A 19142-nucleotide genomic window follows, 5' to 3' on the forward strand; every position below is an offset into this window, starting at 1 on the left:
CGTTGTTGAAAAAACCAACTTGCCATAAGGCAAGATTTAATTTTTTTTCGGATGCGAAACCAATTCTTTGCGGATTCTGCTAAGTGAAGTATCTGTAACGCCCAGATAAGAAGCAATCTGCTTCAAGGGGGCAAACTGTATGACCTGCGGTTTTTGTTCCAACAGATTAAGGTAACGTCTGGTTGCAGAAAGCGTAAACATCTCCGTAGAACGTTGTTTGTATATAAAAAGCTGCTGCGACATCCATGCTCTTCCCCATTCTCGTAAATTCGGGATTTTGTGGAATAATTCCTGAAAAACTTCAAAATCAAACTTCCAGCATTCGCAGTCTGTGATGCAGACAATATTTTCCTGGGTGGGAATTCTCTGAAACAATGAAGAAACATCGATAATGATCTCATTCCTGGCAAAAAAATGCGTGGTGACTTCGTTTCCGTTAAAATCATTTACATATGATCTTGACAGACCGTTTTCCAGGATATAATATTCATTTGCCGTATTTCCTTCTTTCAGAATAAGCTCGCCTTTCTGAAAAAAAACTTTTTCATGTGCCTTAAAAATTTCTTCCAGCTCTTCATCAAGAAAAAAAGGAAAATCGTAGCAGATTTCTAAAGATGGATTGGTCATCAGTCAATGTTTTTTTGAACTGCTAAAATTAAAATTTTTATTGGAACTGATGAAAAAAAATATTCAGTAGTGTAAGATTCACCAAAAATTAAATTAAAATAAAGAAAGCTGAATCGGTTTTGGATTTGCAGGCTTCTTCGCATCTCCGAAAACAGTTTTCCCGCCGAAACGCCATGAATTTTGCCGTTCTTCTTCAATGACTTGCTGAATATCAAAATTGGGAGTGAAATCTTTTTCCGTAGCTTCTACGATCTGACGAAGCTTATTCAGGGTTTTTAATTTATCTGAATTTCCAAGTTTTGATTTTTCGATTCCCGTTCTGAGAATCTGAATGCTTTCATCATACACTTTGGTGGGAACCGGAAAAGGATGTCCGTCTTTTCCACCATGTGCAAAAGAAAATCTTGCAGGGTCTTTGAATCTGGATGGTGCACCGTGAATTACTTCGCTCACCAAAGCCAATGACTGCATTGTTCTGGGACCGACTCCTTCTAGAAGCAATAAATCTTCAAAGTTCTGCGGCTGTTGTTCGCGCGTTACATACAGCAATGCTCCTAAACGTCTCAGATCTACATCGGAAGCTTGTACGTCATGATGATTGGGAAGAATTAACCTTGAAAAATCGCTCATAATCTCCGCAGAATCGGTGTGAGAAATATCTAAAATTCCTTTTCTGTTTTCTGATGCTGCAGAATCTGTGAGATTCAAAATATGACCTTTTGAGACCCCGTTAATTCCTGTATGAGGTTCTTCAATAAAAGATTTCAGATTTTCAGAATGCCAATGATAGCGTCTTGCCGTTCCGTCTGATTCATGCATTCCCTGCTGAACAACGCTCCAATTCCCTTTATCTGATACGATAAAATTGTGCAGATACAATTGGTAACCATCCTGAATCGCGGTATTATCTACTTTTGCGGAAAGTTTGCTGGCTCTTACTAATTCTGTTCCGTTCAGGCCTGTTTTATCGGCTATCTGGATTAATTCTGAAGGCGTGTCTCTGGAAAATTTACCTTTCCCTCCACAAATATATAACCCGAGAGATGATGAATTGGGATTAATGGAACGTTTTAAGGCACCCATCACAGAAGTCGTAATTCCTGAAGAATGCCAATCCATTCCCATCACTGCACCGAAGCTTTGAAACCAGAAAGGGTCTGCCAATCTTCGTAAAACCTCATCTTTGCTGTAATCTGCCAAAATAGCTTCAATAACCGACAGTCCCAAAATAGACATACGCTCGTATAACCACGGCGGTACTTTGCCGTTGTGAAGAGGTAAATCTGCTGTTCCGGAACGTTTCATTGAATGGGTAAATTTAATATTAAAAGAATTAAATTCTGATGATCTGAATCATTAATTTTTATATGTATTCAAAACAAAAACCTTGCGAAAAAATTCACAAGGCTTTATGAAAATTTTATTCCTGAATTATTTTAATGCAGAAAGCGCTGCTTCATAATTCGGCTCGTCGGCAATTTCTGAAACCTGCTCCGTATATATTACTTTATTGTTCTCATCAGTTACAATTACAGCGCGGCTCAAAAGGCCTTTCATCGGTGAATCGGTAATAGTTACTTCATAATCATCACCAAAGCTGCTTCTGAAATCTGAAAGTGTTTCTACATTATTCAACCCTTCAGCAGCACAAAATCTTGTCAGAGCAAAAGGAAGATCTTTAGAAACATTGATCACTACTATATTATTAAGATTTGAAGCCTCTTCATTAAATTTTCTGGCAGAAGATGCGCAAGTAGGTGTATCGATACTCGGAAAAATATTGAAAACTTTTTTCTTGCCTTCAAAACTATCCAGTGTTTTGATGCTTAATCCGGAATCTACCAGTGCAAAATCTTTTATCGTAGTTCCTACTGATGGTAAAGTCCCAATGGTATTTACCGGATTGCCTTTTAATGTGATATTTGACATACTTTATTTTTTAAGTTGTTCAAATTTAATCAAAATAGAAAGCTCTTCAATGATATAAAGGTTAAATAATTCTTAAAGTAAAAATTCTTATTTAGGTTTAATCCAAAAAAATTAAATTTTAACTAAATTTGTGGAACTTAAAATTTCAAATAATAAATTACAGTATAATGTCAGACAAATCAAAAATCTATTACACCCTTACGGATGAAGCTCCTATGTTGGCAACGCACTCGTTTTTACCTATTGTGAAGGCGTTTACAAAACCGGCAAACATTGAGATCGCAGTTCCGGATATTTCTTTGGCAGGAAGAATTTTATCCAATTTTCCTGAGTTTTTGAAAGATGATCAGAAAACTGATGACGCTTTGGCGCAATTGGGTGAACTGGCAACTCAACCTGACGCAAATATTATCAAATTACCGAACATTTCTGCTTCAGCACCCCAATTGGATGCGGCAATCGCTGAATTACAGGCGATAGGTTTTGCAATTCCAAATTATCCTGCTGAACCAAAAAATGATGAGGAAAAAGCCATCAAAGCTAAATATGCCAAGGTTTTGGGAAGTGCAGTAAATCCCGTATTAAGAGAAGGAAATTCTGACAGACGCGCTCCAAAAGCCGTTAAAAACTATGCAAAAACAAATCCTCATAAAATGGGTGACTGGGCTTCTGACAGCAAAACTGACGTAGCCCATATGAATACCGGAGATTTCTACGGAACTGAAACTTCTGTCACTCTTGAAAATGCGACAAAATATAAAATCGTTTTCAAAGGAAATGACGGAGCCGAAACTTTATTAAAAGATTTTGCCAATCTTCAGGCCGGTGAAGTGATTGATTCTTCTGTAATGAATCTGAATGCGCTGAAATCTTTCGTTCAGCAGGCGATTGATGAGGCTAAAAGTAAAAATGTGCTTCTTTCCGCTCACCTTAAGGCAACCATGATGAAGATCTCTGATCCTATCGTTTTCGGAGCAATTGTTGAAACGTATTTTAAAGAAGTTTTCACTAAATATGCTGAGACTTTTAATGAATTAGATGTCAATCCAAATAACGGTCTTGCCGATTTATTTGACAAAATAAAAGGGAACGTTCAGGAAGCCAATATCAAAGGGGATATTGAAGCAGCATTGGCAAACGGGCCAAGAGTAGCTATGGTCAATTCTGATAAAGGAATTACAAATTTCCATGTACCATCAGACATTATCGTTGATGCTTCTATGGCCGCTTTGGTACGAGGCGGAGGTAAAATGTGGAACAAAGACGGAAAAGAAGAAGATACGATCTGTATCATTCCGGACCGTTCGTATGCAGGTTTTTATCAGTCTGTCATTGATGATATGAAAGCAAACGGAAAACTGGATCCTACCACTATGGGTTCTGTTCCGAACGTGGGATTAATGGCGCAGAAAGCTGAGGAATACGGGTCTCATGATAAAACTTTCCAGGCTACGGCTGAAGGAACAATTGAGGTTCAGGACGAAACAGGAAACGTTCTTCTTTCCCAAAAAGTGGAGAAGAATGATATTTTCAGAATGTGTCAGACAAAAGATGCTCCGATTCAGGACTGGGTAAAATTAGCGGTGAACAGGGCGAGATTATCCGATACACCTGCTATTTTCTGGCTGGATAAAGGAAGAGCGCACGACAGGGAAATGATCAAAAAGGTTGAAAAATATCTTGCTGATCATGATACCAACGGATTGGATATCAAAATTCTTGATGTAAAAGATGCCATGACGGAAACGCTAAAAAGAGCAAGAGAAGGAAAAGATACTATTTCTGTTTCAGGAAATGTTTTAAGAGATTATTTGACTGATCTTTTCCCGATTCTTGAACTGGGAACTTCAGCAAAAATGCTATCTATCGTTCCTCTAATGAATGGCGGCGGATTATTTGAAACCGGAGCAGGAGGTTCGGCCCCGAAACACGTAGAGCAATTCTTGGAAGAAGGTTATCTGAGATGGGATTCTTTAGGTGAATTTTTGGCTTTACAGGCTTCTTTAGAGCATTTGGCACAAACTCAGGGGAATACAAAAGCGCAAGTTTTAGCAGATGCATTGGATGAGGCAAACGCTAAATTCTTAGCAACGGACAAATCTCCGGCAAGAAAAGTGGGACAAATTGACAACAGAGGTTCTCATTTTTACTTGGCGATGTATTGGGCGGAAGCGTTGGCTAATCAGACTGCCGATTCCGAATTGGCGGCTCAGTTTGCTCCGGTTGCGGAAGCGATGCATGAAAATGAGGAGGTTATCAATTCAGAATTAATTGGGGCTCAAGGTAAACCGCAGAATATTGACGGTTATTATAAAACCGACACTTATAAAACGTACGAAGCCATGAGACCAAGTACGGTTTTAAACGAAATTATTGACGGAATTTAATTTCTGATTTAATATAATGAAAAGCTCCTTTAGTAAGGAGCTTTTTTATTTTATTAAACATGAATGACACAAATATTTTCACACAAAACACAGTAGAACATACAAATGTTTATCATTCTGAAATGAAGAATCTAATCAAAGAATTATTAAAAGTTTATACTTTAAGTTTTGGCTAAAGCCAATCTGAAGTCTATCAAAAAACTAATTTCTAATTTCTAATTATCTAAATATGTGCTTTTCTAAATTTTACAATGCTCAAAACAAGCAGTCCTAAAATTCCCAAAATAAAATATCCTTCCGCAACTTCTAACTGGATTTCAGGTTTGATTAAAGCTACGATACTGTAACTGATAGCGGAAGTAATCATAAAAGCGACACCTCCCGTTAAGCCTCCTGCAATCCCTGCAGAATTGGGAAATCTGCCGATACAGTATGAAAAGTAATTGTTAAATATAAATCCTGCAGTTACATGAATGGCAAAGGCGAAAATCACCAGACTGTAGATGTTGCTCACCACATAAGAACCTAAAAACATCAGTATAATTAAAATGACCTGAAGAAAATTAGCATATCTTATTTTAGGCAAAAAAGCTTTTCTGATCAAAGCCTTACCTAAAAAACCACCCGTCATCCAGGCAAATCCCAAGATCAGAGAAACGTATCCTGCAGTTACTTCAGAATATCCCATTTTGTGCTCAATAATAAAAGCACCGCAAAGATTGAAGAAAATCACAACGGCATAGCTTATCCCGCACATGATCATTCCGTAGAAAAAATCTTTGGTTTTGAACATGAGAGTATATTCATTAATTAAAAAACTGAATTGAAATTTGCTTTTTACCTTTAAAGTTTCGCCTGAAAAAATTAATTCCAGGATTAAAACAATGAAACTGTATGCTGCCAATAAATAAAAATTAGACTGCCATCCAAACATTTTCTGTAAATATCCTCCTATGAATGGCGCAATAATAGGCCCTACAGACCAGACTATGGTCATGATACTTAGATAATGCTTCCTTTTTTCCCCTTCATACACATCTACAAAAAAAGCACGCTTGGAAACAACGGCAAAACCCGATAAAGTACCCTGTAATACACGCATGGCGTAAATAAGCATAATGTCCTTTGTAGTTGCGGTGATGATGAACGAAACCACAAATAAAGCCAGCGAAATAATGGAAACTTTGTACCTTCCGAAAGCGTCTACTACACTACCCGCAAAAAACTGTGACAGCCCGTAACTGATAAGAAAAATGGACAAAGTCAGCTGAATGCTGCTTTCCGGAAGCCGGAGGTCTTTTGCCATACTCGGCATGGAAGGAAGATAAGTATCGGTTGCCAAACCCGACATCGGGATTACGGCGAAAGCCAACACAGTAGCAATAAATTGATTTTTTGGATGAAGACTTTTCATTTACTATACATTCAATTCTGTTAAAGAAGGTTTGAAGGCGCAAATGTATCATCATAACTTAACATAAAAAAACAAAAATGACTGATCTTTCGACCAATCATCTCTTTTTGAATAAAATTTATTGATAAATTAATGCTTGTGGCTCTTTCCTTTATTAGAATGCATCTTCGCTTTTTTCTCCATGTGCTTATATCTTTTGTCGTTGTTTTTATTTCTGTTGTACACAGCGACAGGATTTTGGCCTTTATAATATTTGTTTTTAAACTTGGTATATTTATCCCGTCCTAAGATTCTTTCCATTTCAGCATAACGTTCTGTTCTCCATCCATCGGGATTATTGGCATATACTCTATTCCAGGAATTGTAATCGGTATATCTGTTGTTCAGTGTGTTGATCTCATTAGCCTGAGTGTTTGATAAAACCAGATCTGTAATTACAGTTTGCCAGTTGACATCGTTTATGCTTTTTCTATAATCATTATAATAATCTGACTGCGCAAAGCTCAAACTGAAAGATCCTACCAACATTATGGTTGTGAATATTTTTTTCATTTTATTTCATTTTTAAATTAACTTTAAAATATATAACAATTAAAATGCCAGAATAATACTAATCAAATCACAATTTTAGTTAAAATAATTTATTAAAGTATTTATATTCAAATAAATTTAATTCCTGATATTCCTTAATAATTTGTAATTTTAAGTGAAGAACAGCAATTCTTTTTAATTAAATACAGCACACTATTATGGAAAATGTAAACTTTCAAATATCGCCTTATCAGGATGAATTGCAGATGATCATTGACGGAAAAAAAGCAGGCTACATGTCTATTGAGATCGACGGCAGGCTCCTAAATGTATATTACACCAAAATTGATGAAGGCCTTGAAGGACACGGTTATGCAAAAATGCTTCTAGATGAACTTGTGCGGTATGCCGAAGAAAAAGATCTTATGATCGATCCGGAATGTGATTTTGTAAGACAACAGCTTGAAAACCATCCCAAAAGATACAGAGGAATATGGCACGAGTAATTATGTGCTCCACCATTTGGTAAAATGTTGATCAGAAGCATTTAAATCTAAAACTTCACCAATTCTCGGGGTGAGGAGATTAAGATTATTTTCTTTGGCAAGGGCTGTAACCTTTTCCAATGGCTCATTCCAGGCATGAAGTGCTAATGCAAATTTCCCTGAATGCACCGGAATGATATTTTTTGCCCAAATATCATGACTAACTTTAATAAAATCTTCCGGTAATGTGTGAATATACTTCCAGGCTTCGTTATATTGTCCGTTTTCCAGAATGGCATAATCAAACGGACCGTACTCTTCACCAATCATTTTAAAATGATTGTCATAACCGCTGTCTCCTCCTAAAAATATAGTTTTGGAAGGTGTTTTCAGCACATAGGAAGTCCAAAGCGTGGTATTTCTGCTGAATTTTCTGCCCGAAAAATGTCTTGCCGGCGTAAACGTAATTTTGATATCATTTTTAAGATGGAGCGTACTTCCCCATTCTTCTTCTAAAAGCTGATCTTCCGGATAGCCCCATTTCTCAAAATGTGCACCCACTCCCAATGGTACAATAACTTTTTGGATCTTATCTTTAATAGCTTTCACGGTAGGATAATCCAAATGATCATAATGATCATGGGTAATAACCAGATAATCAATAGAAGGAATATCTTCAGGTTTAAAAATATCTGAGCCTTCAAAAGCTTTATTAAAAAACGGGAACGGTGAGCCGTATTGGCTTAACACCGGATCTATCAGAAACGAAACACCATCTATCTGCATAAAATAAGATGAATGGCCCAACCAGATATACACATCCTGATCTTTAGCAATATTTTTTAAATCGGTGTGAAAAGCAGGAACGCGGTGATGCGGTTTCAGATCCGGATCTTTTTTGCCGAATAAGAAATTGTACATTACTTTCGGCATACTATATCCTTCGGCGAGAGACGGGGTATCACTTAAATTCTGAAATTGGCCTTTTTTATAATTTTTCGATTGCAGGATTCTTTCCAAACGTCTTCCGGTAGGTGCCGCGCCAAAAACCGGCTGTGAGGTTACAAAATAGGTCAGTACAATGATAATTGCGGCAATAATAATTAGATAGATCATTTTAAGTGAGGTATAAGCTTCAAATATACAATTCGCCGTTATATTTTAACGGACTTTTTAAAGGAGACGATTGAAAACGGAATTTACTTTTTTTAAATAATTATATTTTAATTTTGTCTTATTCTATTTATCATGAAAACCAGCTTTACTGTATTTAAGACCCTCACTGCATTTATTTTTATATGGTTTATCATTCATTCACTCTACATTATTATTGACGGGATGCATGATAACGGCCGAAAAGCCGATATAGCAGTTATTCTGGGAAGTAAAGTAAATGAAGACGGAACCTTATCCCGAAGACTTGAAAAACGTCTGGAAGCGGGAATAGATCTTTATACAAAACGCCGTGTAAAAATGATTCTGGTAAGTGGAGGCCTCGGCAAAGAAGGGTTTTACGAAGGAGATACAATGAAAGAATTTTTAATCCGCAAACAGATTCCCGACTCGGTTATTGTTGTTGACAATTACGGAAGCAACCGTTATCAATACGTTAAAATTTCATCGGCAACTGCAATATAAAAGCATCATCGTAGTTTCGCAGTATTTTCATGTGACGCGCACCAAAAAACTGTTCAGAGAACGCGGTTATACAAATGTGAGCAGTACCAGTCCGGATTATTTTGAATGGAGAGACCTGTATTCTATCATACGAGAATTTCCTGCTTTTTACTGGGAGTAAATTTTTTGGGGATTTCGGCGGGCTTTCAGCCCGCCGAAATCCCCAAAAACCCAAAAAATTTTCAATCTGGCCGATAAATTCTTTTTCTTCTGAAGTCATCGTAATATGCTTTGAAGAGTTTGTGAAAAAAATGTTATATATTTTTTTTATTTATCTGATTACAATCTTTAAAATGAAAAGAAAAGTCATAAAAAAACCTGCTACAGGGCAGGTTGTATGTTAAAATTCTAAGCTTAAAATAAATAATCTGTACTCAGAAAATTAGAGTCATGATCTCTTACAATCGTATTGAGAAGCATCTTATTAGATTCCGTTAATTTTGCGGCAACCAGCGAACGGATCGAAAACGAACGAAGTGCATCAAAAACCGACAGTGTACCTTCCGCGCTGTCTTTTCTTCCGGTAAAGGGGAAAACATCGGGGCCACGCTGCGACTGACAGTTGATGTTGACACGGCTCACCAGATTGACAAAAGGATCGATTAGTTTTGAAACTTCCAGGGCGTCTTCACTGAAAATGCTGACCTGCATTCCGTGCGAAGCATTTACCTGATAATCGATCGGCTCATCAATGCTATCAAAAGGAACCACCGGAATAACCGGCCCGAACTGCTCTTCATGATACAGCTTCATCTCGCTGTTTACGGGATATACTACGGCCGGAAATACAAATGATTTCTCATTGTAACCACCATTTTCATTTAACACTTTTGCACCTTTTGTCAGAGCATCATCAATACATTCCCGAAGATATGGCGGTTTATTCACTTCAGGAAGCGGGGTGATTTTAACGTCTTTCTCCCACGGAAGACCGGGCTTCATTGCAGAAACTGCTGCCGTTAGTTTTCGGGTAAATTCTTCTGCCACGTCTTTCTGCACAAAGATCAGCTTCAGGGCAGTACAGCGTTGTCCGTTAAATGAAAGCGCGCCCAGAATACACTCGCTTACGGCAACATCCAGATTGGCATTTTTGGTAACGATGGCTGCGTTTTTGGCATCTAAACTTAAAATTGCCCGTAAACGGTTCACTTTAGGATGCAGCTTTTTCAGTCCGTTGGCGACTTTACTGGACCCTATAAAGGCTAAAACATTCACTTTTCCGCTTTCCATGATGGGCGTGATGATTTCTGCACCTTTACCATACAGTGTGTTTACGGTTCCTTTTGGGAAAGCTTCTTTGAAGGCATTTAGTAAAGGATAGTGTGCTAAAACGCCATGCTTGGGAAGTTTAAAGAGAATGGTATTTCCCATGATCAAAGCAGGAATGAGGGTTGTAAAGATTTCATTTAAAGGATAATTGAACGGACCCATGCTTAACACTACGCCGAGCGGCGCTCTCCTGATTTGTGCAATAGTCCCTTCCGCTTCCTGAAAACGGGAAGATTCACGGTCTAGGTCTTTCAGGGCATCAATAGTCTGGTTGATATAATCTACGGTACGGTCAAACTCTTTGGTAGAATCCGGCAGGGTTTTCCCGATTTCCCACATGAGGAGCTTAATGATAAGATCACGCTCTTTAATCATTAAATACACAAATTTCTGCATGCACTGGATGCGGCCTTCTACAGACATTGTGGGCCATTCTCCCAACCCGTTGTCATAGGCTTTTACAGAAGCTTCCAATACGTTCATGGCTTCTTCTTGTCCGATATTCGGGATGCTTCCCAACAGTTTCCGTTCCAGGCCGTTTTCGGTACGGATGCATACCGGTGAATAGATTTCGGTAACGTCTCCATGCCATTCTACCAGTTCGCCGTTTAAAAGATACACCTTCTGGTGAATTTCGGGAATTTTAAACTCTTCCGGAATTTCGCTTTCGCTTTTAAATATTTCCTGAAATGATCTTGTATCTGCTGCGCTCATACCTGTTGTTTTTTAATAATTTTAGATTTGAAAGAATAAAGTTAGAGTTTAAGATTGACTTTTAAAATAGTAAGGCCATAGATTTGCTCTATTTGCGGGTGTTTGAATTAAATTTAATCTTTGGTAGTGAAAAAAAAGATAATTTTGTCTAAATATTTTTCAGCTTTTAAAGCCAACTTAAAAAATAAAAATTATGTTTTCAAAATTAATTTTCAGTGCATTCCTGTGCTTTTCCGTATTTGCTTTTTCTCAAAATTCCAAAACAGCCAATACGGTTTTGATGGGAGGAAAACCAGTACACACCTATGCTAAATTACCTTCAGTCAATCAGCCTGCCCCCCAATTTACCCTTACAGATGTTTCAATGAAAGACCAGACTTTAGAGGCTTACAAAGGAAAGTTTGTAATTCTTAATATTTTCCCGAGTGTTGATACCGGAGTCTGTTCTGCTTCCGTACATCATTTCAATGAAGATGCAGGAAATATTCCCAATACAGTAGTGTTGTGTATTTCCAAAGATTTACCTTTTGCACAGAAGCGGTTTTGTGGTGCAGAAGGAATAAAAAATGTAGTGATGCTTTCAGATTTCCGTTCAGATTTTGGAACAACGTATGGGGTTGAGCTTACAGATTCTGTAATGAAAGGACTGTTAAGCAGAGCAGTTGTCGTGATCGATCCTTCCGGAAAGATTATTTATGAAGAGCAGGTAGATGATATCGGTCACGAACCAAATTATGAAGCAGCGATTAAAGCAGTGAAGAATTAATTTTACTCTAAATAATAAAAACCTTTGATTTTTCAAAGGTTTTTTTCTATATTTTGATTAAATAATAAAGTATACAACTCAGCAATCTGCTGTGCCATCTCATCATCTAAGATGGTTTTTCAATATTCTTCGTTTTGATCTCCGAGTTTTTGGCAGCTTTCACCAGCTCGTTGGTGTCGCTGTAAAACAGTTCCCAACCCGGAACATCCTTCATGGCGGTGATCAGTCCGAAATAGGATTTTAATATTTTCTCAAGATCTTTGCGGATCGCACTTGCACTCGTCATCTGTCGGAGGTCTGCATTGGCTTCTGCCTGATCTGCAAACTGTATTTCAAACGCTTCGTGCTTGGTTTTCATATCTGCAAAAGCGGCATCTAAGGAAAGAAGCGTTATCTTCTGTGCGTTTTCGGGAGTTTGTAATTCTTCAATTAACTTTTTCATCTGTGCCGTTTGTGAAGAATAACTTATGCGATCCAGATCTAACCCAAACGTTTTAAATACGCTGTATAAATCTTCCGCAAACTGGTAATTGGGTACCGAAACCAGTTTGCGATATCCGTTCAGGAAAGATTTCAGGTTTCGGTACGCGAGGTCTCTTTCGGCATCTGCGGCGGCGACATCCTCTCCTTTTCCGCTGTAGATTTGTTTGGTGTAGACCTGGTCATATTGGTTGTAAGCGTTCTGCAAAGTAACCGTAAGCGGATGATTGGTAATTACAGGATATTTTCCTGATTGATTGTTGGTAATAATTCTCTGAGCTAAAGTCGCAAGATCTTTAGTGCTCAGCTTAGTGAGTGTAATTTTCATCTGTTTGCGTTTTTTGATTAATGAATTGAATTCAAATATAGAAAAAATTATAATTCGCAGGTTATTCTTATTTTTTTTAAACAAAAAGCTTGCAAAGATTTTTACTCCTGACTGTTTTTATGTGTGCAAAAGTGTTCTACCGCCCAAAAATTCTTTAGTTGGAACAAAAATAACGATGATATTACTATCAGTTTGTGTAACTAAAAAGTAAAAGGTTTTCGCGATAATATTCTTATTTGATTATGATTTTCTATTATGAGAAACCGTAAAATAATCTTGTTTAGATTGTTTATATTTGGACATTACAGTATATATATAACCAATTAAACTTAAAACTATGGGAATTTTTGATTTTTTAAAAAAGAAAGAATTAAATACAATAGAAAAATTAAACTCTGATTTAGAAAACTGTACTAAATCTAAAATAGAGAAAGAAAAAGCATTAGAGAAATATTCTTCAATACAAAATTTAGAAGATGAAAAAACAATTATTTCTTCACAAATAGAGAAACAGACAGTAGAATTTCAAGAGTTAAATGAAAAATATATAAAGGCTCGTGAAACTTATGAAAAGTTAAAAAATGATATCTCAATTTTTGAAAATAATTTAGAGCTATCTGAATTTGGTGTTTATGAACCTATTTATGATTTCGAAAAATCAGACAATTTTAGAGAAGAGCAAAACAAAATTATTGCAATTCAAAAATTAATGATTAAAGAAGGAACTGCAGCAGTATGTAATACAAATTGGACTATTGATGGAAGTCTAACAAAGGGTAAAGCATCAACTACTAAATTTATAAAATTAATATTACGTGCTTTTAATGGCGAAGCTGATTCGCTGATTGCAAAGGTAAAATGGAATAACGTAAACCAAATAAAAGAAAGATTAAAGAAAGGTTTTATTACATTAAATAAGCTTGGAGAAGGTCAAACAGTCGAAATATCCAAAAGTTATTTCGACTTGAAGATGAAGGAACTTGTTTTAGAATACGAATATCAAGCAAAAAAACAACAAGAAAAAGAAGAATTAAGAGCATTACAAGAGGAATTAAGAGAAGATGAAAAAGCTAGGCGCGAATATGAAAAAGCCCAAAAAGACGCTGAAAAAGAAGAAGCCTATTATCTTAAAATATTAGAAAAAGTTAAAAAAGATTTTAATGAGAAAAACGGCAATCCTGAAGAATTACAAAATAAAATAATAGAATTAGAAAAAGAACTTGAAGAAGCGAGGTTAAAAAAGGAAAGGGCTTTATCTATGGCTCAACAAACTAAAAGGGGTCACGTTTATATAATTTCAAATATTGGGTCATTTGGAGAAAATGTATTTAAAATTGGTATGACAAGAAGACTGGAACCAATGGATAGGATAAAAGAATTAGGAGACGCTTCTGTTCCTTTTAGGTTTGATATTCATGCTTTAATTTATAGTGATGAAGCAAGAACGTTAGAATATGAACTTCATAAAGCTTTTGCAGAAAAAGCACTAAATCTTTTTAATTTTAGAAAAGAATTTTTCAATGTTACTCTTGAAGAAATTGAAAATAAAATTAAAGAACTGGGATTTTTGGCGGAGTTTACTTCAGAACCTGAGGCGATGGAATATAAAGAAACTATCGCAATTAAAAACAACTTAGACATCAAATTAGAAGAAAGAGAAACTTTAGAATCAAAATTTCCTGAATTTCTTATATAATGTTATAATTATATATCAAAAACTTCTTTGGTTTCCCGCAATCTGTTTGGAACCAAAGAAGTCCTCCGAAGATTTCCCGCGACTTGCGGAAGACTTCCATAGTTGTTTAGAAGTTACAAACAGGGTTGTTTTAAACCAAAGAAAACCTCCGGAGGTTTCCCACAACTTGCAGGAGACTTCCGGAGTACTCTGGAAGTCACACATAGGGTTGTTTTAAATAAACGGAGGTTTCCGGTGGTTTGTTTAAAGGTTGTTTGTGAATTTCTAAATGAATATTTCTGCATCATAATCCGCTAGTACGAGCTTCAAACTCATGTCTAAAGCTAAATTATGGGTACGAGCAAGATACTTGCAACAGTGGGTGAATTGTCGTTTTTTACAATAGTCAGTAGAAATACTTAAATTAAAATAATATCAGTTTTATATATTTGCCAGTTACAATTTTAAATTAACACATAATTCAAACCTACTTTTAAATACAATATATAAAATACTATGATAAATCTTTTCGAACTATTTCATTATTTAGAAAGTACACCTTCTGAAAGTTTTGAATCAGAAACATTAGAATTTAAGAATTATAAAGATGCAAATGCATTATTTAATGCAAAGGATTTATCTGATGAAATTTGTGCATTTGCAAATAAAAAAGGAGGAAGAATAATTATCGGAGTTAAAGATGATAGTGATATTAAAAATTTAAAATATATAGAGCAACTAAATGGATTTGAAATAATTGATTTAGATATTGCCAAAGAAAGATTGAATGGAAGATTAAAACCTAAAATAAATATTACTTTAGAATATTTCAAATTTAAAGAAAAAAACTATTTAATTATAACCATCCCTAATATTACTCATACAATAGTAAGCACATCATCTGGTAAAGTATATATCAGAGAAGGCAAATCAAGTGTACCGGCAGAACCTTATCAAATTCAAGAGCTTGTAACAAATCTTCAAACTTATGATTGGAGTAGCCAAGAAATAAATTTAGAAAATCCACTACATATTCTAAACGATAAAGCTGTACAAGAGGCTAAAGCAGATTTTTGTACTAGAAGAAAAATTCAAGTAGATACTCTCACTAATGAAGCATTTTTAGAAAGTATTGGTGCTACTAGAAATGGAATTTTGAACTATTCAGGATTATTATTTCTTGGTCAGGTATTAGAAATCGAAAAATACTTAGGCAATTATGAGTTTCGTTTTTCTTGGAGAACAAATAGTGGACAACTAAAAATTAATGATGTCTGGAATGATTGTATATGGAATAATATAAAAATAGCCAAAGATTACTTTGACACATGTAATAAAGTAGGAAAAATCACATATAATGAACAAGAATACGAATTAACACCTTTAGACCCACAAGCATTTCACGAAGCTTTTCTTAATTCTATTGTACACAGGGACTATTCAATTGATGGTATGATTAGTATTAATCATAAAGGGGATGAATTAATTATTTCTAATCCTGGAAAATTTTATGGTGGCGTTACAGAAGAAAATATTTCCTATCATGAACCACGACATAGAAACAAATCCTTAGCAAAGTTGTTAATGGCTTTTCAATTAGTTGACAGGGCCGGAATGGGAGTATTACGAATAAGCTTAAATTCTTTAAAATATGGAAGAGATTTTCCTATTTGGACTGAAAATCTTTCCAATATTGAAGTAAAAATGCCAGCAGAATATATTAAAATTCCGGTTTTTATTTTAACTCAGAAATATATAGATGATTGCAGTATAACAGACTTATATTTAATTAATAAACTTTGTAATGTTGGATATATAGATGTTTTAGAAGCTGAAAAAGATTTGAAAAAAAAGTATAAAGATCCCTGGATTGAAATTTCAAAATCATTAAATAGGAATGAAATGAAGAAATACATAGAATTGAAGGGCAATAATAATGGTATTTATATAACAACGACTTCGGTTGGAGATATATGGTTAGACGTGTCAAAGCCTTTTAGGCAAGCTGCAAATTCTGAAAAACATGTAAATCTTTTTTTATATCTTAAAAAACATAGAAATGCAACTAATGAAGAAGTAAAAACATTATTATCATTTTCAAGGGCAAGTGTAACCTTTAACTTTTTAAGCAAACTAAAATATGTTAAAAATGTTGGTAAAAGTAGGAGTAGTAGATGGAGTTTAAAATAAAGTTATTTACAATTTTTTTTTGATATAGAAAAACCTGCCTCATAGCAGGTTTTTCTCATATCTAAAAAGTTTTAAAACAAACTTTCGTCCACAAAATTCGGCAACGTCACTTTCAAATTCGGCTCAGCTTCCATGGCTCTTTAATGGCGAAAACAGCGACAAATATTTTATTAATCATTCGATAAAATCCTAATGTAGAAATTTAAAAAGGTTAAAATCACTAAATAATTTTTGAAACCGTCTGCCACTTTTATTTCATATTGAGTTTTAAAAATTCCTTTTTTATTTATGGTGATGACTAATTCCGACTTTCTGAATACACTCATTTTATTATTAAACCAGCCTGCATTTTCATATGTGTAAATCTCTTTAGAACTTCCATAATAAATCAATATGCTTTGTAAAATATCTGATTCTATTAGTAACTTATCGTTCTGATCAACAATTTCTATATCGGTTCCCAGAAAATGAACATTTTTTATTTTAAAAACGTCTTGATTAATTTTTATTTTTTCTTTAAAACCTGAAATCAAATTAAAAAAAAGTTCGCCAACAAGTTCTCCATTCTCATCAAATAATTGCATTGAAGAAAATAGAGAAGATTTTATTTTGAATTCTTTCATGCAGTTTAAAACAAACCCTCATCCACAAAATTCGGCAATGTCACCTTCAAATTCGGTTCGGCTTCCATGGCTCTTTTAATGGCGAAAACAGCTCCCTCATTTCTGGCCCAACTTCGTCTGGAAATTCCGTTGTTGACATCCCAGAACAGCATTGATTTTAATCTTCTGTCGGCATCGTCGCTTCCGTCCAATAACATCCCGAAACCACCGTTGATCACTTCTCCCCAACCGACACCGCCGCCGTTGTGAATAGAAACCCAGGTTGCCCCACGGAAACTATCCCCAATCACATTCTGAATCGCCATATCTGCGGTAAATCTTGAACCGTCATAAATATTGGAAGTTTCCCGGTACGGAGAATCGGTCCCCGAAACATCATGATGATCCCTTCCTAAAACAACAGGCCCGATTTCCCCGTTTTGAATAGCTTTGTTGAATGATTCAGCGATTTTCATTCTTCCTTCTGCATCGGCGTATAGGATTCTTGCCTGTGAACCCACCACCAGTTGATTTTCCTGTGCCCCTTTGATCCACTGGATATTGTCTTTCATCTGCTGCTGGATTTCTTCAGGAGAGGTTTTAATCATTTCTTCCAAAACCTGACACGCGATTTCATCGGTTTTCTGCAGATCTTCCGGATTTCCGCTCGCGCATACCCAACGGAACGGCCCGAAACCGTAATCAAAACACATCGGCCCCATAATATCCTGAACATACGAAGGGAATTTGAATTCTCTTCCCAACGTCGGATGATCAGACATCACATCGGCTCCGGCTCTGGAAGCTTCCAATAAAAAGGCGTTTCCGTAATCGAAGAAATACGTTCCTTTTTCAGTATGTGTATTGATCGCTGCAGCATGCCTTCTTAAGGTTTCCTGTACTTTTTCCCTGAACAGTTCAGGCTGTTCTGCCATCATTCTGTTGGATTCTTCAAAGCTTTGTCCGGCAGGATAATAGCCTCCCGCCCAAGGATTGTGAAGCGAAGTCTGGTCTGAACCGATATCGATTCTTACATTTTCCTGATCAAATTTTTCCCAAACCTCAACGATATTTCCGAGATACGCCAGCGAAACCGTTTCCTGATTTTCCTGCGCTTTTCTGACTCTTGCAACTAACTCGTCCAGGTTTTCATGAATTTCATTGACCCATTTCTGCTCATGGCGGATTTTAGTAATTTTCGGATTCACTTCTGCGCAGACGGTAACGCAACCTGCTATATTTCCTGCTTTGGGCTGCGCTCCGGACATTCCGCCCAATCCGGAAGTCACAAACAAGCCGCCTTTTGGCTCTTTATTAATTTTTCTAAACGCATTTAAAACCGTAATCGTAGTTCCGTGTACAATTCCCTGCGGACCAATATACATGTAGCTTCCCGCCGTCATTTGCCCGTACTGCGAGACGCCCAACGCATTGAATTTTTCCCAATCATCGGGTTTAGAATAATTGGGGATCACCATTCCGTTGGTAACCACGACTCTCGGCGCGTCTTTATGAGACGGGAACAATCCCATCGGATGCCCGGAATACATGGTTAAAGTCTGTTCGTCGGTCATTTCCGACAGGTATTCCATGGTGAGAAGATATTGCGCCCAGTTGGAGAATACGCCTCCATTTCCACCGTAGGTGATCAGTTCGTGGGGATGTTGCGCCACTGCATAATCCAGGTTATTCTGAATCATCAACATAATGGCTTTTGCCTGTTCAGATTTTCCGGGGTATTCTGAGATCGGCCGTGCTTTCATTTCGTAATCCGGACGGAAACGATACATGTAAATTCTGCCGTACATTTCCAGTTCTTCCTTAAATTCGGGCAGCAATTCTGCATGGAATTTCGGATCAAAATAGCGCAACGCATTTTTTAAGGCTAATTTTTTCTCTTCATCCGTTAAAATTTCTTTGCGTTTCGGAGCGTGGTTGATCTGGGTTTCGTATGGTTTCGGCTTTGGTAATTCTGCGGGAATCCCCTGTTGTATCTGTTCCTGGAAAGTCATATTTCGTTTAATGTTGTGTTTACATTCTATATTTCGAAGTTTTAAAGATATTCAAA

17 protein-coding genes are annotated in these 19142 nt (G+C 36.3%); 6 read left to right on the plus strand and 11 right to left on the minus strand.

Annotated features, from left to right (window positions below; genetic code table 11):
- Nucleotides 1-36 precede the first annotated feature (36 nt).
- The 3 genes from N0B16_RS05915 to tpx (N0B16_RS05925) all read right to left on the minus strand — a co-directional run bounded on the left by N0B16_RS05915 (nt 37) and on the right by tpx (N0B16_RS05925) (nt 2556).
- Nucleotides 37-627 (minus strand): Crp/Fnr family transcriptional regulator, encoded by a 591-nt coding sequence (locus tag N0B16_RS05915; protein ID WP_262989805.1) that lies wholly within the window; start codon nt 625-627, stop codon nt 37-39.
- Nucleotides 628-720: 93 nt separating this feature from the next.
- A complete protein-coding gene (locus tag N0B16_RS05920) occupies nt 721-1932 on the minus strand; it encodes a DUF763 domain-containing protein (RefSeq protein ID WP_262989806.1) in 1212 nt (403 codons plus the stop codon).
- A 126-nt stretch (nt 1933-2058) separates the two neighbouring features.
- Complete coding sequence (gene tpx / locus N0B16_RS05925) at nt 2059-2556, minus strand: thiol peroxidase (RefSeq protein WP_262989807.1); 498 nt, start codon at nt 2554-2556, stop codon at nt 2059-2061.
- Nucleotides 2557-2723: 167 nt separating this feature from the next.
- Between tpx (N0B16_RS05925) and N0B16_RS05930 the strand changes: the two genes are divergently transcribed.
- Nucleotides 2724-4943: an NADP-dependent isocitrate dehydrogenase gene (locus tag N0B16_RS05930; protein ID WP_262989808.1), complete on the plus strand. Its 2220-nt coding sequence runs from the start codon at nt 2724-2726 to the stop codon at nt 4941-4943.
- 223 nt (nt 4944-5166) lie between these two features.
- On the opposite strand, the gene N0B16_RS05935 is transcribed toward N0B16_RS05930, so the two are convergent.
- Complete coding sequence (locus N0B16_RS05935) at nt 5167-6357, minus strand: MFS transporter (RefSeq protein WP_262989809.1); 1191 nt, start codon at nt 6355-6357, stop codon at nt 5167-5169.
- A 129-nt stretch (nt 6358-6486) separates the two neighbouring features.
- Nucleotides 6487-6909 carry a hypothetical protein gene (locus N0B16_RS05940; protein WP_262989810.1) on the minus strand — a complete coding sequence of 141 codons (423 nt, stop codon included), beginning with the start codon at nt 6907-6909 and terminating at the stop codon, nt 6487-6489.
- A gap of 197 nt (nt 6910-7106) precedes the next feature.
- Between N0B16_RS05940 and N0B16_RS05945 the strand changes: the two genes are divergently transcribed.
- Nucleotides 7107-7394: a GNAT family N-acetyltransferase gene (locus N0B16_RS05945; protein ID WP_262989811.1), complete on the plus strand. Its 288-nt coding sequence runs from the start codon at nt 7107-7109 to the stop codon at nt 7392-7394.
- Here N0B16_RS05945 and N0B16_RS05950 read toward each other — a convergent pair whose 3' ends face one another.
- The gene (locus tag N0B16_RS05950; protein WP_262989812.1) at nt 7395-8489 is read right to left on the minus strand and encodes an MBL fold metallo-hydrolase; all 1095 of its coding nucleotides are present in this window, start codon (nt 8487-8489) and stop codon (nt 7395-7397) included.
- 132 nt (nt 8490-8621) lie between these two features.
- Between N0B16_RS05950 and N0B16_RS05955 the strand changes: the two genes are divergently transcribed.
- Nucleotides 8622-9011, plus strand: a complete 390-nt coding sequence (locus N0B16_RS05955; RefSeq protein ID WP_262989813.1) for a YdcF family protein — start codon at nt 8622-8624, stop codon at nt 9009-9011.
- Nucleotides 9012-9404: 393 nt separating this feature from the next.
- Here the strand turns inward: N0B16_RS05955 and N0B16_RS05960 are convergent, their stop codons facing one another.
- On the minus strand, nt 9405-11033 hold the full coding sequence (locus N0B16_RS05960) for an NADP-dependent glyceraldehyde-3-phosphate dehydrogenase (protein ID WP_262989814.1): 1629 nt from the start codon (nt 11031-11033) through the stop codon (nt 9405-9407).
- 193 nt (nt 11034-11226) lie between these two features.
- Here N0B16_RS05960 and tpx (N0B16_RS05965) point away from each other — a divergent pair, with 193 nt between their 5' ends.
- Entirely contained in the window at nt 11227-11799 is a 573-nt protein-coding gene (tpx, locus tag N0B16_RS05965) for a thiol peroxidase (RefSeq protein WP_262989815.1), read from the plus strand.
- Between the two features lie 106 nt (nt 11800-11905).
- On the opposite strand, the gene N0B16_RS05970 is transcribed toward tpx (N0B16_RS05965), so the two are convergent.
- Complete coding sequence (locus tag N0B16_RS05970) at nt 11906-12607, minus strand: DUF6261 family protein (protein WP_262989816.1); 702 nt, start codon at nt 12605-12607, stop codon at nt 11906-11908.
- 337 nt (nt 12608-12944) lie between these two features.
- On the opposite strand from N0B16_RS05970, the gene N0B16_RS05975 reads away from it, so the two are divergent.
- Nucleotides 12945-14303, plus strand: a complete 1359-nt coding sequence (locus N0B16_RS05975) for an SNIPE associated domain-containing protein (RefSeq protein WP_262989817.1) — start codon at nt 12945-12947, stop codon at nt 14301-14303.
- 15 nt (nt 14304-14318) lie between these two features.
- Here N0B16_RS05975 and N0B16_RS05980 read toward each other — a convergent pair whose 3' ends face one another.
- Nucleotides 14319-14507, minus strand: coding sequence for a hypothetical protein (locus N0B16_RS05980; protein ID WP_262989818.1), 189 nt, complete (start codon nt 14505-14507; stop codon nt 14319-14321).
- Nucleotides 14508-14798: 291 nt separating this feature from the next.
- Here N0B16_RS05980 and N0B16_RS05985 point away from each other — a divergent pair, with 291 nt between their 5' ends.
- Nucleotides 14799-16472 (plus strand): RNA/DNA-binding domain-containing protein, encoded by a 1674-nt coding sequence (locus N0B16_RS05985; RefSeq protein WP_262989819.1) that lies wholly within the window; start codon nt 14799-14801, stop codon nt 16470-16472.
- Between the two features lie 170 nt (nt 16473-16642).
- On the opposite strand, the gene N0B16_RS05990 is transcribed toward N0B16_RS05985, so the two are convergent.
- Nucleotides 16643-17095, minus strand: a complete 453-nt coding sequence (locus N0B16_RS05990) for a hypothetical protein (protein WP_262989820.1) — start codon at nt 17093-17095, stop codon at nt 16643-16645.
- Between the two features lie 5 nt (nt 17096-17100).
- A complete protein-coding gene (hutU, locus tag N0B16_RS05995; protein ID WP_262989821.1) occupies nt 17101-19086 on the minus strand; it encodes a urocanate hydratase in 1986 nt (661 codons plus the stop codon).
- Nucleotides 19087-19142: the final 56 nt, after the last annotated feature.

It is taken from the genome of Chryseobacterium gilvum, from assembly GCF_025628965.1.
GTDB classification, from domain to species: domain Bacteria; phylum Bacteroidota; class Bacteroidia; order Flavobacteriales; family Weeksellaceae; genus Chryseobacterium; species Chryseobacterium gilvum.

Coding starts and splice junctions, on each gene's coding strand:
- N0B16_RS05915 (WP_262989805.1), bottom strand. CDS start 627: ATGACCAATCCATCTTTAGAAATCTGCTACGATTTTCCTTTTTTTCTT.
- N0B16_RS05920 (WP_262989806.1), bottom strand. CDS start 1,932: ATGAAACGTTCCGGAACAGCAGATTTACCTCTTCACAACGGCAAAGTA.
- tpx (WP_262989807.1), bottom strand. CDS start 2,556: ATGTCAAATATCACATTAAAAGGCAATCCGGTAAATACCATTGGGACT.
- N0B16_RS05930 (WP_262989808.1), top strand. CDS start 2,724: ATGTCAGACAAATCAAAAATCTATTACACCCTTACGGATGAAGCTCCT.
- N0B16_RS05935 (WP_262989809.1), bottom strand. CDS start 6,357: ATGAAAAGTCTTCATCCAAAAAATCAATTTATTGCTACTGTGTTGGCT.
- N0B16_RS05940 (WP_262989810.1), bottom strand. CDS start 6,909: ATGAAAAAAATATTCACAACCATAATGTTGGTAGGATCTTTCAGTTTG.
- N0B16_RS05945 (WP_262989811.1), top strand. CDS start 7,107: ATGGAAAATGTAAACTTTCAAATATCGCCTTATCAGGATGAATTGCAG.
- N0B16_RS05950 (WP_262989812.1), bottom strand. CDS start 8,489: ATGATCTATCTAATTATTATTGCCGCAATTATCATTGTACTGACCTAT.
- N0B16_RS05955 (WP_262989813.1), top strand. CDS start 8,622: ATGAAAACCAGCTTTACTGTATTTAAGACCCTCACTGCATTTATTTTT.
- N0B16_RS05960 (WP_262989814.1), bottom strand. CDS start 11,033: ATGAGCGCAGCAGATACAAGATCATTTCAGGAAATATTTAAAAGCGAA.
- tpx (WP_262989815.1), top strand. CDS start 11,227: ATGTTTTCAAAATTAATTTTCAGTGCATTCCTGTGCTTTTCCGTATTT.
- N0B16_RS05970 (WP_262989816.1), bottom strand. CDS start 12,607: ATGAAAATTACACTCACTAAGCTGAGCACTAAAGATCTTGCGACTTTA.
- N0B16_RS05975 (WP_262989817.1), top strand. CDS start 12,945: ATGGGAATTTTTGATTTTTTAAAAAAGAAAGAATTAAATACAATAGAA.
- N0B16_RS05980 (WP_262989818.1), bottom strand. CDS start 14,507: ATGTGTGACTTCCAGAGTACTCCGGAAGTCTCCTGCAAGTTGTGGGAA.
- N0B16_RS05985 (WP_262989819.1), top strand. CDS start 14,799: ATGATAAATCTTTTCGAACTATTTCATTATTTAGAAAGTACACCTTCT.
- N0B16_RS05990 (WP_262989820.1), bottom strand. CDS start 17,095: ATGAAAGAATTCAAAATAAAATCTTCTCTATTTTCTTCAATGCAATTA.
- hutU (WP_262989821.1), bottom strand. CDS start 19,086: ATGACTTTCCAGGAACAGATACAACAGGGGATTCCCGCAGAATTACCA.